The sequence below is a fragment of the Candidatus Neomarinimicrobiota bacterium genome, assembly GCA_018647265.1.
In the GTDB taxonomy this organism is placed as follows: Bacteria; Fidelibacterota; Marinisomatia; order Marinisomatales; family TCS55; genus TCS55.
On record JABGTK010000072.1, the window covers coordinates 1 to 14,599 of the forward strand.

Annotated in this window: 17 protein-coding genes; 1 reads left to right on the forward strand and 16 read right to left on the reverse strand. The window is 41.5% G+C overall.

Annotation, left to right across the window (positions count from 1 at the left end; genetic code table 11):
• The 16 genes from atpC to HN459_04400 all read right to left on the reverse strand — a co-directional run.
• The coding region (gene atpC, locus HN459_04325; protein MBT3478670.1) for an ATP synthase F1 subunit epsilon at nt 1-353 on the reverse strand (353 nt) is incomplete at its 3' end.
• 7 nt (nt 354-360) lie between these two features.
• Nucleotides 361-1,761 carry a F0F1 ATP synthase subunit beta gene (atpD, locus tag HN459_04330; GenBank protein ID MBT3478671.1) on the reverse strand — a complete coding sequence of 467 codons (1,401 nt, stop codon included), beginning with the start codon at nt 1,759-1,761 and terminating at the stop codon, nt 361-363.
• Nucleotides 1,762-1,776: 15 nt separating this feature from the next.
• A complete protein-coding gene (atpG, locus tag HN459_04335) occupies nt 1,777-2,628 on the reverse strand; it encodes an ATP synthase F1 subunit gamma (protein ID MBT3478672.1) in 852 nt (283 codons plus the stop codon).
• A 3-nt stretch (nt 2,629-2,631) separates the two neighbouring features.
• Nucleotides 2,632-4,155 carry a F0F1 ATP synthase subunit alpha gene (locus tag HN459_04340; protein MBT3478673.1) on the reverse strand — a complete coding sequence of 508 codons (1,524 nt, stop codon included), beginning with the start codon at nt 4,153-4,155 and terminating at the stop codon, nt 2,632-2,634.
• 18 nt (nt 4,156-4,173) lie between these two features.
• Entirely contained in the window at nt 4,174-4,713 is a 540-nt protein-coding gene (gene atpH, locus HN459_04345; protein ID MBT3478674.1) for an ATP synthase F1 subunit delta, read from the reverse strand.
• Entirely contained in the window at nt 4,703-5,203 is a 501-nt protein-coding gene (atpF, locus tag HN459_04350) for a F0F1 ATP synthase subunit B (protein ID MBT3478675.1), read from the reverse strand. The genes atpH and atpF overlap by 11 nt, the downstream gene beginning before the upstream one ends.
• 39 nt (nt 5,204-5,242) lie before the next feature.
• A complete protein-coding gene (locus HN459_04355; GenBank protein MBT3478676.1) occupies nt 5,243-5,461 on the reverse strand; it encodes an ATP synthase F0 subunit C in 219 nt (72 codons plus the stop codon).
• A 22-nt stretch (nt 5,462-5,483) separates the two neighbouring features.
• Entirely contained in the window at nt 5,484-6,413 is a 930-nt protein-coding gene (gene atpB / locus HN459_04360) for a F0F1 ATP synthase subunit A (GenBank protein MBT3478677.1), read from the reverse strand.
• A 24-nt stretch (nt 6,414-6,437) separates the two neighbouring features.
• Nucleotides 6,438-6,782: a hypothetical protein gene (locus HN459_04365; protein MBT3478678.1), complete on the reverse strand. Its 345-nt coding sequence runs from the start codon at nt 6,780-6,782 to the stop codon at nt 6,438-6,440.
• Nucleotides 6,779-7,021, reverse strand: coding sequence for an AtpZ/AtpI family protein (locus tag HN459_04370; protein MBT3478679.1), 243 nt, complete (start codon nt 7,019-7,021; stop codon nt 6,779-6,781). The genes HN459_04365 and HN459_04370 overlap by 4 nt, the downstream gene beginning before the upstream one ends.
• On the reverse strand, nt 7,014-7,493 hold the full coding sequence (locus HN459_04375) for a polymer-forming cytoskeletal protein (protein ID MBT3478680.1): 480 nt from the start codon (nt 7,491-7,493) through the stop codon (nt 7,014-7,016). Before HN459_04375 ends, HN459_04370 begins: the two co-directional genes overlap by 8 nt.
• A gap of 1 nt (nt 7,494) precedes the next feature.
• Complete coding sequence (locus HN459_04380) at nt 7,495-8,346, reverse strand: M23 family metallopeptidase (GenBank protein ID MBT3478681.1); 852 nt, start codon at nt 8,344-8,346, stop codon at nt 7,495-7,497.
• Nucleotides 8,303-9,166 carry a ParB/RepB/Spo0J family partition protein gene (locus HN459_04385; protein MBT3478682.1) on the reverse strand — a complete coding sequence of 288 codons (864 nt, stop codon included), beginning with the start codon at nt 9,164-9,166 and terminating at the stop codon, nt 8,303-8,305. Before HN459_04385 ends, HN459_04380 begins: the two co-directional genes overlap by 44 nt.
• A complete protein-coding gene (locus tag HN459_04390) occupies nt 9,156-9,920 on the reverse strand; it encodes a ParA family protein (protein MBT3478683.1) in 765 nt (254 codons plus the stop codon). The genes HN459_04385 and HN459_04390 overlap by 11 nt, the downstream gene beginning before the upstream one ends.
• Nucleotides 9,921-10,023: 103 nt before the next feature.
• Nucleotides 10,024-12,150, reverse strand: a complete 2,127-nt coding sequence (locus HN459_04395) for a carbohydrate binding family 9 domain-containing protein (protein MBT3478684.1) — start codon at nt 12,148-12,150, stop codon at nt 10,024-10,026.
• A 13-nt stretch (nt 12,151-12,163) separates the two neighbouring features.
• Nucleotides 12,164-13,474: an amino acid permease gene (locus HN459_04400; protein ID MBT3478685.1), complete on the reverse strand. Its 1,311-nt coding sequence runs from the start codon at nt 13,472-13,474 to the stop codon at nt 12,164-12,166.
• A gap of 102 nt (nt 13,475-13,576) precedes the next feature.
• Here HN459_04400 and tdh point away from each other — a divergent pair.
• Nucleotides 13,577-14,599 (forward strand): L-threonine 3-dehydrogenase (tdh, locus tag HN459_04405; GenBank protein ID MBT3478686.1); only part of this gene is annotated, 1,023 nt, incomplete at its 3' end.

Below are 14,599 nucleotides of genomic sequence, written 5' to 3' on the forward strand. Positions count from 1 at the left end.
GCTACTTCAGCCCGATCCATATCTGAATCTGCTTTGCCGGCAATCCGTTCTTTGGATCGCTGCATGGATGCTTCCGCACGACCAGAATCTATCTCACTGGATTTCTCAACTGTTTCAACCAGAAGTTGTACCTTTTCTTTGGTGATTTCAGCAAAACCGCCACTGGTTGCATAGAAGAAATCTTTGCCCCCTTGGGTTACTTTGATTTCGCCCACGTCCAATCCAATCACCGCTTCACGATGGCTGGCCATTACACCAAAAGAACCATCGGTTCCGGGGCAGCGCAGGTAGGACACGTCACCTTCTTCAAGGATGCGTGTCGGTGTAACAATTTCCAGGTTAAAAGTGCTCATGGTCTAATTAGGCAGCTTGTTTCTTTGCTTTATCCATGGCTTCATCAATGGTACCCACATAAGCAAATGCATTTTCATGGAGGTCATCCACATCACCATTTAGAATCGCTTCAAATCCGGAGATTGTATCTTCTAATTCAACATAGCGGCCGGGGGTACCGGTAAACTGTTCCGCCACATAGAATGGTTGTGAGAAGAATTTCTGAATTTTACGGGCACGGGATACAACTTGTTTATCTTCATCAGACAATTCGTCCATCCCGAGAATCGCAATAATATCCTGTAAATCTTTATATTTCTGCAACACACCCTGAACGTTTCTGGCTACGTCATAATGACGGTCGCCAATCACACGGGGGTCCATGATTCTGGATGTAGAGGCTAACGGATCCACAGCGGGATAAATACCCAATTCAGCAATTTTACGTTCCAGAACAGATGTTGCATCTAAGTGAGCAAATGCAGTTGCAGGGGCCGGATCTGTCAAATCATCCGCCGGTACATAAACGGCTTGGACAGAAGTAATCGATCCTTTTTTAGTCGATGTAATGCGTTCCTGAAGGTCACCCATTTCAGTAGATAATGTTGGTTGATATCCCACAGCAGAAGGCATACGGCCCAATAATGCCGAAACCTCAGAACCAGCTTGAGTGAATCGGAAAATATTATCAATAAAAAGCAGCACATCCTTACCTTCTTCATCACGGAAATATTCTGCCATAGCTAAACCACTCAATGCCACACGAAGGCGCGCGCCGGGAGGTTCATTCATCTGTCCGAATACCATGGTGGTCTTATCAATAACACCAGATTCGGTCATTTCATTATAAAGGTCATTACCTTCGCGGGTACGTTCACCCACACCGGCGAATACAGAATAACCGCCATGTTCCGTAGCAATATTACGGATTAACTCCTGAATCAAAACTGTTTTACCCACACCGGCACCACCGAATAATCCGGTTTTACCACCTTTGGTGTAAGGCTCCATGAGGTCAACAACTTTAATACCGGTAACCAATATTTCTGTTGAAGTGGTTAAATCTTCATGCTTTGGGGCAGAACGGTGAATGGGGTTGGTCTGTTTTGTTTTCAGTTCGCCCTTACCATCAATGGTATTTCCGAGCACATCAAAAAGACGGCCCAATGTTTCCTGGCCAACAGGGACAGAAATTGGAATACCGGAGTCAACCGCGGACACACCACGGGTTAAGCCATCAGTGGAATCCATGGCAACGGTACGAACAATACCATCGCCTAAATGTTGAGCAACTTCTAGTACAAGAGTACCTTCATCACCACGATCCACCTCGAGGGCGTTTAAAATTTCAGGGAGGCGGCCGTCTTCAAAAACGACGTCAACCACGGCACCCATGATTTGAGAAATTTTACCTGTCACTTTAGACATATTGGTATTCCCTTTTTATTTTAGTGCTTCAGCACCGCTAACAATTTCCAACATTTCTGTCGTAATCGCTGCTTGTCGTGCTTTGTTGAATTCTAATGTTAAATTTTTAATCATATCTTCCGAATTACTAGTGGCATTTTCCATAGCTACCATTCGGGCTGCTTGTTCACTGGAATAGGATTCCAGCAAATATTTCCACATTTGAACATTCAAATGTCTCGGTACCAGTGATTTCACAATCTCATCTTTGGATGGTTCATAGAGCCTGTCAGCAACAGCACCTTCACCTGTTTCATAATCCAAAGGTAGGAGTTTTTCTGTCAAAACCATTTGAGTAGCTACACTGACAAATTCATTATAAACCACATGAATTTCATCCACATGACCATTCAAGAAATGACTAACAATTCCGTTACCGATCTTGATGGCGTGATTAAAATTGAGACTTCCCCAAAAATCCACATATGTCTCAATAATATTATATCCACGAACTTTAAAATGGTCACGTGCTTTTTTACCGATGCAAAAGACATCCACATTATCCTTTCCCAATACATCAATTTCATTTTGAGCTTTGCGAAGGATGGAACTATTGAACGATCCGGCCAATCCTTTATCGGATGTAACCACCACATAAGCGCTTCGTTTTACTTCTCGCACATTCAATAATGGCAAAAGGTCACGATCCACATCGGGGAGTAAGTTTTGGATAATTTCAGTTAAACGGTTGGAATAGGGTCGTGCCTGTTCCATGTTTTCCTGAGCGCGACGCATCTTGGCAGCCGCAACCATTTTCATAGCTTTGGTCACTTTTTGAATGCTTTTGACGGATTTGATCCGATCGCGAATGTCTTTCAGGTTGGCCATTGTTTAGGCAGTAAAACCCTTAGTGAAATCAGAAATTGATTTTTCCAATCTTTTGCTCATGTCATCACTGATGACACCTTCTTTAGCGATTGCTTTCAAATCTTCCGAATTATTGGCTTCGAGATAATCAAAAAGCCCGGATTCATATTCAGCAACTTTGTCAACGGCAACACCGTCAATATATCCTTTGGAGGCAGCAAAAATAACGGCAACCTGTTTTTCTACACTTACAGGAGCATACTGACCCTGTTTCAGGATTTCAACCATACGCTCACCACGAGTAAGCTGGGCTTGGGTGTTTTTATCCAAGTCAGAACCAAATTTTGCAAATGCTTCAAGTTCACGATACTGGGCCAAATCTAGGCGCAATGTACCGGCAACTTTTTTCATCGCTTTAATCTGAGCGTTACCACCCACTCGGGAAACGGAAATTCCTACATCAATGGCAGGACGTACACCGGAGTTGAACAAGTTCTTCTCAAGGTATATCTGACCATCGGTAATTGAAATTACATTTGTTGGGATGTATGCGGAAACGTCACCTTCCTGCGTTTCAATAATCGGCAGGGCGGTTAAGGAACCACCACCCAAATCGGCAGAAAGTTTAGAGGCACGTTCCAATAATCGACTGTGAAGATAGAATACATCCCCGGGGAATGCTTCACGGCCTGGTGGACGACGAAGAACCAAAGACATCTGGCGATAAGCCACAGCCTGTTTGGATAAATCATCATAAATAATAAGGGCATGTTTACCATTATCCCGAAAATATTCACCCATAGCACACCCAGAATAAGGGGCAATGTATTGGAGCGGCGCTGCATCAGATGCGTTGGCTGCCACAACAGTTGTGTATTCCATGGCACCGTTGGCTTCTAGCTCAGCTACAATAGTCGCAACTGTAGAAGCTTTCTGACCGATAGCCACATAAATACAATAAACAGGCTCATCCCCATCGTGAGTATTTTTCTGATTAATAATGGTATCGATGGCTACTGCCGTTTTACCAGTCTGACGGTCGCCAATAATCAATTCACGCTGGCCACGCCCTACAGGGATCATACTGTCAACAGCTTTAATCCCGGTTTGAAGCGGTTGATTTACAGGTGAACGGGCCATCACACCCAATGCTTTTCTTTCGATGGCAAGGTGTTCGTTTGTATCGATGGGGCCTTTTCCATCAATGGGCTGACCCAATGGGTTTACTACACGACCTAGCATAGCGTTCCCCACAGGAACTTCAACCACACGATTGGTTCGTTTAGCCAAGTCACCTTCTTTAACGAGGCGGGAATCACCGAACAATACAAGACCAACATTGTCGTCTTCTAAGTTCAATGCCATTCCGAAAACACCGTTTGGCAATTCAACAAGCTCGGAGCTCATGACGTTTTCCAGTCCGCTTACACGGGCCACACCGTCACCAACTTCGATAACTTCACCCACTTCTGAAACGTCAACGGAAAGATCGAATCGAGCGATCTGTTCCTTTAACAGGGCAGTGATATTATCCGTTTTGATATCCATGGTTTCCTTTTTGAAGCGTTATGCTTCTAATAATGCAAGACGCATATTTTCCAATTGATTTTGGATTGATGCGTCTAGGAATTTATTTCCAACACGTAGTTTAATTCCGCCGATGAGGGATGGGTCAACATTTACATTTAGTTCAGTTGATTTTCCCAATGCGGATTCCAATGATGACTTAAGATCTGCTTCTTCACTTTCAGACATTTTGCCTGTAACATGGGCTGTGATTGAAACAAAATTCATTGCTTCAGCAAATTTCACCCCATAGGCTTTGTTGATAGATGTAAGCAACTTGACCAGATTGTCACCTTTAACCAATCCTAAAAATTCGGATATGATCGGGTGACACTGGTCACCAAGGGCAGATTTTACAGCTTCGGCCTTTTGGACTTCGCTAATCCGTTTGGATAATAGAAAAGCACGAAATTCAGGAGACACCCGCAAAGAACTGACAACCAATTCCAGGGAATCCTTTACCGCTTTTTCTGACCCGGATTGCGTCGCCACATTAAAAATGGCTTCGACGTAATTTTTAGCCTTGGACTCAAGCTTCATATGTTTTCACTTTTTTAAGTGACTCTTCAATTAGAGATTTATTATCCGCATCATTCAGGTTTTTATTGATCAGCTTTTCTGCTACCAAAAGGGAAATGTTGACCACTTCCTGTTTGATATCAGCAATTGCTTTATCTTTTTCTACCTGAATTTGCTTTCCAGCATCATCGCGGATCTTTATCGCTTGCTCTTTCGCTTTCGCAATAAGGTCATCTTTGACTTTTTCTGCAGCAGCTTTACCATCGGTTAGAATGGATTGTGCTTCGGACCGGGCTTTGGCCATGATTGCTTCAGATTCTTCGTTGAGCCGTTCCAATTCTATTTTGGCTTTTTCGGCATCAGCGAGAGAACTTCGAATCATACCTTCACGATCCTCAAGCATTTTGAGCAAGGGCTTCCAGGCAAATTTGGCCAGGACGAAAAACAACACCAAAAAGGTGATAATCGTCCAGATAAATAAGCCCGGATCGAGTTGAACTAAAGGGTTCATTTATTCACTCTCAAACTCGTGTCTTGTTTGAATTTTAGTTTACTTAAGGATCAACATCAGGAATGTGAAAACCTCAGCCAAAATAGCTACACCTTCGAGAAGGAATAGTGGCAGGTTAACAGCACCTGTGATCTTATCTGCAGCTTCGGGCTGACGGGCGATGCTTTCTGCAGCAGCAGAAGCGAATTTTCCAATACCCAGTGCAGCACCTATAGTTATCAAGCCAAAACCGATTGGCATTAATGTGGTAGCTTCCATTGTTTTATTACCTCTTTATTGTTTAATGATGAGAGTTGATTGCCATACCCACAAAAACTGCGGTAAGCAGGGTAAATACATACGCCTGCACCATGACAACAATGATCTCTAATCCTGATATAGCAGCAGCCATCGGTACGGCTACAAATGCCACGCCGATCCCGGCTACTGCCGAATGAAACATTTCGGCAAATATCGCCATGAGTGATAAAAGGGCCAGCAGCGCAATGTGTCCGCCGGTCATGTTCGCCGCTAAACGCATGGTCAATGCGAAAGGCTTAACGAATAATCCCATAATTTCTATGGGAAGTAAAATAATATAAACGGGCCAAGCCAATCCTTTGGGCACTAAATTTTTCCAGTGTTGGATAAATCCATGCGCTTTTGAACCGGCGATAATAATGGTAAAAAATGTAATTGTTGCTAAGGCTGCGGTTACATTGAAATTCCCTGTGGCCGTAACACCACCATGAAGAATTCCATTTATGAAATTATGGGAATCGCTAGCCGGAACACCTAGGACAAAACGGTTAAAGACACCCAACACATCAAATATTGGTACCATTCCAATGGCATTAGAGAACAAGATAAAAAAGAAAAAAGTAAGAATTAGAGGCGTCCATGTATTGACCCATTTCGGTCCTACATTTGGCGCAACAATTGAATCTCGGATAAACTTAACAACGCTCTCAATAGCATTGGCCATTCCCTTAGGTACACCATCACCTCTGCGAAGAAATTTGCGAATAGGGATAATGACAGCAACGGATACTACTGTTGCTACAATCCAGAGCATCATTACGTGCTTAGTGACAGACATATCAATCCCAAATAAATGTGGCAAATGCACGATGGGATGGTGAATGTCTGAATTCGAAACGTGGTGGATTATGTTATCGCCCACTTGGTCCATTACACTGGAACCTTGAGCTTGTTCACCGCCTGATATCATCTATTGTGTCTAAAATTTTTACGATTAATAAAGGGACTTCAACACTACAGCTTCTAGCGCGTGAAACGCTAGAAAAGAGCCCGCGAAGCTAAATACAAAAGGGTACGGATTGAAAGAATAAAAGTTAATAATTATCATTAAATATAAACCAAAGATTGCCATCTTCCCCACAAACCCGGTCATCAGTATTTTTGTTGTTAATTGGGGGTCTTTTCCTTTCACCCGGAAAAGTAAATACAATTCGACCACCGCCACAGCCCATGGCATAAAAATACCCCAAAATATTTCAATTTTAGAATCGGGCTCTAATCCGGCGCCCAATCCAAAGACACCTAAGGCTATCGCTGTTAAATAAATTATGGGTCTCATTTTTTAAATACAGACTTTGCTAATTCATAAAACCCAATCACAAGACCAAACCCCAAACCGATGAGTAAATATAATGGAGATGAATTGAAATATTGATCGATAAAATAACCAATGCCCCCTAAAAATAATATCGAGCCCATTAACGTATAAGCCGCTGCTGCAGAGGGGCCAGCCTGACGGACAAACTTTTGAAATTGATTAAGTGATTTACCTAAATGATTGTCAGGATCATCAATCATGTTGGTGAGAACGATCTTCCGCAGGCGATGGATTATTTTCATCCACCGAAAAACTCGAGGCTTTAGATCCCTCTTGGTCAGAATGATTCTCAACCGCTGGTGACTCAGTATGGTATTCCGGCTCAACAGTTGGCTCACTACCAACCAGTACACAATGGCCCTGAAACTGGGCGCCTTCTTCTATCACCAATGATCGGTAAATCAAATCGCCTTTAAGTTCAGATTCTGCTCCAAGAATAGCGCGGTTTTCGACTCTTACATTTCCATCCACAATTCCACCTATTTGGGTATCATTAGCCTGGATATTACCATGGACCTCTCCGCCTCGGGCAACCCGTACGGGCCCTTCAGAAGTTACGTCCCCATAAACTTTTCCATAAACGGCAACGCCCCCTTCACACGCTATGCTTCCCTGAATGACGGCATCTGCGCCAATCATTGTATGTACATCTTTATTTTCATTCTTAGCCATATCAATTCACATTCATGTTTGTATTATTTAACGTCGGAAAATACGACAAAGGATCCACTGCTAGGCCTTCTTTCCATATTTCAAAATGCAAATGAGGCCCGGAACTCATTCCCGAATTTCCAGAGGATGCAATCACATCACCTCGACTCACTTGGTCATGTGAGTTTACCAACAAAATTTTATTATGCCCGTAGTAAGTGAAATATTCATTCCCATGATAGATGACCACAAGGTTTCCCAATTCCGGCGTCCAGCCGGAGAAGACTACTTGACCTCCTGCAGAAGCTTTTACTGATTCTCCAACTGGGACTGCAATATCAACACCATAATGCTGACGAGTACCATCTTTCTCTTTCTCATTCATTTCTTGTGTCAAATAGCCATTCACCGGAATCATGGATGGAATATTTTTCGTATCATCCGAAAGTATTGGTTTCAATTCTTTTGATTCAATCAAGTTACCATCCCCTGACTCACTCACTGTTAAATCGGTCCCCAATGCTTTCTGGACAACCAATTCCATTTGCTTCATCCGTTCCAAATCGCGATATAATTCCAATACTTTCGTCCGCTCACCGATAACTTCTTCATAGCGGTTTTTCATTCGGATTTGATCCATGGCTTTAGGTGTTAAATAGGTTAATGCCATTACCATTACTGAAAGTATGGTAATAATAGTGAAAATAATAAAAAAGGTTTTTCTCCGTGAAATTGAAAAACGTTTATTCTCTCCATCATGGTCAGGGATAATTAGGAAAGTATAACGGCTGGGATGCATATTATTTTTGTCGAAAGCGTTGCAAATCCAACTATTCGATTGACCGTAAAAGGTCGAGAATACGTTCCAAATCATCAGCAGAAAAATAATCTACCACGATTGAGCCACCCTTTTTGCCTTTATGATTCAGGCGAACTTTTGTCCCTAGGATAGAAATTATTTCACTTTCGAGCTGGCGGACTGTAGCATTTTTTGATTTTAGTTTTGATTTCTTGGGTTTGGATTTAGAATCGGCTTTACCTTTTACAATAGCTTCGGCACCTCTAACAGAAAGATCATGGCTCAATATCATTTGCCAAAGGTTCCGCATTCCCGATTGTGTTTTCATGGCCAGGATAGCTCTACCATGTCCTGCAGAAATTTTATTCTCCCGCAGACTTTTTTTAATTTCTGACGGAAGCTGAAGTAATCTTAATGAATTTGTAACAGTCGAACGGCTTTTTCCCACCGCTTTTGCAATATCTGTTTGGACGAGGCTGAATTCACCCTGCAAAACTGCATAAGCTTCAGCTTCTTCTAATGGGTTCAGATTTTCCCGCTGGATATTTTCAATCAATGCCACTTCCATCATTTCTGATTCACTGGTCACTTCAATGATATAGGCGGGAATCTGTTTGCGCTTAACCAATTTGGATGCTCGTAGGCGCCGTTCACCTGCAATAAGGATATATCCATTATCATCCGCACGAACAGTGATAGGTGTAATGACCCCTTTTTCTTTTATAGATGCGGCCAATTCATCCAACGCTTTGTTATCAAAATGTTTTCGTGGCTGGTGAGGGTTGGCTTTAATCTTTGAAATAGGAATGGTGGTCACACCTGCCGGAGAAATATCCTGTTTTTCTGGTGGTCGAATTAGAGCATCGATCCCCTTTCCCAATCGATTAGTTGCCATCGCTTAATATCTCCTCTACCAATGACATATAATTTTGTGCACCGGTAGAATTGGCATCATAAAGTAATGCCGGTTTACCAAAACTAGGTGCTTCACTCAACCGTACATTGCGCTGGATAACAGTTTTAAATAATTTTTCCTCGAAATAGCTACGCACTTCTTCTGCCACCTGTTTGGATAAATTTAATCTTCCATCATACATGGTTAAAAGTACACCCTCTATTTCCAGATTGGGATTCAAATTTTTCTGTACCAATCGAATCGTATTCAATAGCTGCCCCAATCCTTCTAATGCGTAATACTCACATTGGATTGGAATAATAACTGTATCGGAACAGGTGAGTGCATTCAGGGTAAGCAAACCCAGAGATGGGGGACAGTCAATGAGGATATAATCATATTTTTTCAGAAGTGGTTTCAGGACTTTTTCCAATTGATGCTCACGGGCCATAATACTGACCAATTCTACTTCAGCACCCACCAAATCACTGGTGGATGTAATAATATCCAAATGGTCCAGCTTTGTTTTGGTAATAACATCTTTTGATGCAGCACCTCGGATTAGGGCATCATAAATATTCCCCTTGGGATCAATGAGTAAATTTTCAATCCCCGTTGTGGCATTGGATTGGGGATCCAAATCAATTAACAAAGTTTTCACTTCTGATACAGCCAAACTCACAGATAGGTTGACAGAAGTGGTCGTTTTACCCACACCGCCTTTTTGATTTGTTAATGATATAATATGTGCCATAATAATACTGTTATCCTAAAAAAACAGTCGGGGAATTTAGGTGCGATAAATTTGGGGAAACAAGGTGATGAATAAATTAATTAAAAATTCAATAAATTCCTGACTATATTTGAAAAAGGTAAGTGAGCTTCACCACTTGTGTCCCTTGAATCAATTGTCTATCCTTTCCACTTATATCATAGCGTTGGTTTAACACGATAAACAAATCACTTCCTGGTGTATGAATCCAATTAATACGACAATATAATTGAAGCTGCTCCGAAAAATTATCATATTGGATTGATCCTTTCCCAAACCATCTTCGGTTTAATGCAACTTCAGCTGTAAATCCATAAACGTTTGCCGTGAATTCACCTTGACTAGGCATAAATATAATATTTTGGTTAGCAGATCCGTATAGGGTCAAATGATTGGAAAACTGTTTTCCAATGGAGCCAAATACACTCGTCTTATTTCCACCGAAATAATTTCCTTTTGAAATGGATAAATTACCCCAAACACCCCTGCTCTGATTCGTTCTGGCAGAAAATGAAATTTTTCGATCTTTATAATTTCCTTTATTAATTTCAACACCATTCCCCAACGTAAAATTATAATCTAAAAATTCTCTATCTTGACTGAACTTCACACCGATTCTATCCCTGCTTTCAAGGATAGCATCAATGCCGCCGCTTAGGGTCTCCGTTTGCTTCACGCCATCAAAACTGCGCACATCTCTACCATACACTGTAAACCGCAATTGGCGGATTAGTTTATCGCCTTGCCCAACCCTTGGCGTAAATCCTGCTAAGGCGCCTGTCCCCACCATATCATTCCGTTGTACAAACCCAAGTAATGGTTTAAAATCGCTACCGACTCGATGTTGCCCTGCAGTTAAAAAATATCGATCATTTTTTAAATCAATTTTGACCATTGAAGCATAAGGGTTTTGAGTATAATCAATGTCTTTTACTCTGCTATACCAAGCGGAGATACTGCTACTGCCCCAAAACCGCATTTGACCATCAATACCGTAAACAGAATTGCGCACACCTTTGGATGCCACATCCGTAAGGATGACCCCAACCGTCGTTCGATCGCGCACATCTTTCCTGAGACGAATTGCACTATAATGGGTTGCAGGCGCTTCTCCATTGCCTCGAGTATGAATATTCAATGCGCCGACGGAGGTATTCCCCACTTGGCCAAACATCCTTGCACCGCCAACGACATCCTGGTTCAATCCAATCTTTCGGCTAAAAAACACCTCAGTTTGTCGAGAATTTCCAAAGGCAAATAATTTAGATCGTGTCAAAAAGAATTCCCGCTTCTCCGGATAAAATAAATTGAACCGCGTCAAATTAATTTGAGCATTATCCGCCTCTACTTGGGCAAAATCTGTATTATACGTCAAGTTCATAGTTAAGTTAGATTTCAGCCCATAGTAAATATCAAATCCACCATTTCCAATATTATCATTAACAGATTTTTCGTCAGTTAATTGGTTTTGAGTACCACCAATAGCAAAAGGTTTTATCTTTATATCTTTACCTCTTTTAATATGCTTTAATCCTTTTAGATCTGCATATTGAGACACTTGATAAATATCAGAACTATAATTCAATCCAATATGTGGCCACATGACACTTTCATTTTTCCTATTGATATACCGCTTTATGGCCAACCCCATTGTTAATTCATCCTTGCTTGGGAATCGTAATGTTGTCCAGGGAATTGCAACTTCGAGAACCCAACCAAAATCTGTTACCTTACCCTCACTAATGTAAACGCCATCCCAAGCCCATTCATCAAGACCTGGCCGATTTTCATCTGAGATTAATGCATCATCTTGGGTTCCCAAGGGATTCATTTCAAATAGATAGGCGTTCCGTCGATCATGGTAGGTATCCAAAGCAATTTCTAATTTATCATCCCGATGAATCCATCCACCTCTATTTAAAATTGTGGCTCTTACTTTTTCAGGTTCTGAATCATAAAAGGTAAATCCAAAATATATGAAATCATTGTTATAGGCTACCCTCATTTCGGATTTTTCGGTAGGCGCACCCCCATCCAAGGGAAGGCGTTGGACAAATTCAGTAATAGGATTAATAGTCTCCCAAACAGCTTCGTCTAAAATTCCATCAATCTTTATTGTTTCATCGGTACGAATCGCAATTACTTCTGGTCGACCCTGGCCATAAATGATACAAAGTGCTATTAGAATGAATCGAAATGTAGATCGGACCATTTGCATATGATTTTTACCTTTTTCTGAAAAATAAAAAATAAACCGGAATCCCGGTTAAAACAAAAGTAAGATCTTGGACTGATTTATCTGTTTCATAATATGCCCTAAGCAGAACCAATACTACAATTCCGATAAAATATATAGCAGGTAAAACTGGAAAATATGGAATTCGATATCCATCAGTTTCACCAGAATTTTTTAGTCGAAACTTGAAAAAGGCTATGGTAGTAAATCCATAAAAGATGAGAATGGCAAAAACCATCCCTGCAACAATCGTTTCAAAATTTTGCCGCACTAAAATCAGAACGATTCCCCAAAAACAATGAGCAATAATGGCATTGGCGGGTGTTTGGAATTTCGTATCAACATGGTCAAACCATTTAAACATTAAACCATCTTTAGCCATAGCATAATAAACTCGACTGGCAGACATCATAGTACCGTTGATACTTCCTGTGGCAGAAATGATAACCATAAGTGAAATCAATCCAGCTCCAATATTACCAAATAATCGAACGGCGGTATCAGAAGCAACAATTGTGCTAGACCGCATCCCCTCCAATCCAATAACCGTATGGTATAATAAATTTGCACTTATGTAAAGAATGACGATTACCAACATGCCGTATAACATGGATTTAGGAATTACCGATTTCGGATCTTTCATTTCTCCAGCCACATAGCCAACCCGATCCCATCCGATAAATGAAAAAAGAATAAGCATTAGAGCTGCCACCATATTGCCGATTGGGCCTAAGGATGCCGTTGTTTCAGCAGTCTCGGATAATCGCGAAAAATCGCCATCCACTATGACAAATCCAATGATGGCAAATATAAAAAGTCCGCCAATTTTAATGGAAGATGAAAATTTGTTATAGAAACTCGCTTTGGTCACACCGATATAATTCAGCGCACCAAATAAAATAATTACTGCAATAGCGACTAAATTCTTTTCAAACTGAACCATGGGGATAAAATATCCTACATAGTTTGCCGTGATTAGACTTAACCCTGCAGCCGGGCTGGTTCGAATAATAACCAACTGGGCCCAACCAAACAAAAAGCCCCAAAAGGGGCCAAATGCTTTTTCGATATAAACATACTCGCCGCCAGTTTTAGGGAAGCGACACCCCAGTTCCGCATAGATAAGGGCACCCACATAAACGAATGCCGATACACCAATCCATAAAATAATAATGGATGAAAAAGATTCAAGATATCCCGCAATTATTTGAGGTGTTGCGAAAATGCCTGAACCAATAGTGATACCCACCAACAGGGCGATGCCGTCAAAGAGGCCCAGTGATTTTTTAAGTTTTGTCATGGCATTAATTTACATACTTTATTCCTTTGTGTATGGGAAGTATAACCCATTAAATTTTTTGATTCAATAATTACACCTTAACCTTAGTTAAAGAAATATTCAATGAAAGCATTAGTTAAAAATTCCCCCGAACAAGGTATTTGGATGGAAGACGTCCCAATTCCCGAATGTGGTACGAACGATGTCAAAATAAAAATCACCCACACAGCCATTTGTGGAACGGACCTCCATATATATAAATGGGATGAATGGGCACAACGCACATTAGAACTTCCTTTAGTAACGGGTCATGAATTCTGTGGTATCGTAGAAGAGATTGGTCCCGGCGTAACCCACTATAAACAGGGGGATCGTGTTTCCGGAGAAGGCCACATCACCTGTGGTTATTGCCGAAACTGTCGCGCTGGAAAACGTCATCTTTGTCACGATACTGTCGGCGTGGGCATTCATCGTGCCGGCGCTTTTGCAGAATATTTGGTCATTCCTGAATCCAATGTCTGGCCCATCCATAAAGATATACCATCTGAAATTGCTGCCTTTTTCGATCCATTTGGCAATGCAGCTCATACTGCATTATCTTATGAAATGGTGGGAGAAGATGTGCTCATCACCGGCGCGGGACCTATTGGCATCATGGCTGTGGCCATTTGCAATTTTGTCGGCGCAAGAAATGTAGTCATTACCGACGTAAATGAATACCGACTCGATTTAGCTAGAAAATTGGGCGCCACCAAAGCAATCAATGTGTCAACAGAAAAGATTAAAGACAGTTATAGCGAACTCAATATAGTTAATGGATTTGACGTTGGGTTAGAAGTGTCCGGTAATCCATCGGCGTTCAAAGATATGTTGGCGAACATGTATCACGGCGGACGGGTTGCGCTTTTGGGCTTATTACCAGAATCCACCCGGATCAACTGGGATGAAATCATTTTTAAGGGCCTCCATGTGAAAGGTATTTATGGTAGAGAAATGTATGAAACATGGTACAAAATGACCCAAATGTTGAGGAGTGGTTTAGATATATCCCCCGTCCTTACGCATCAATTCCCTGTGGATGAATTTCAAAAAGGGTTTGATGTGATGGCATCTGGCCAATGTGGAAAAGTCGTTTTAGAATGGGGA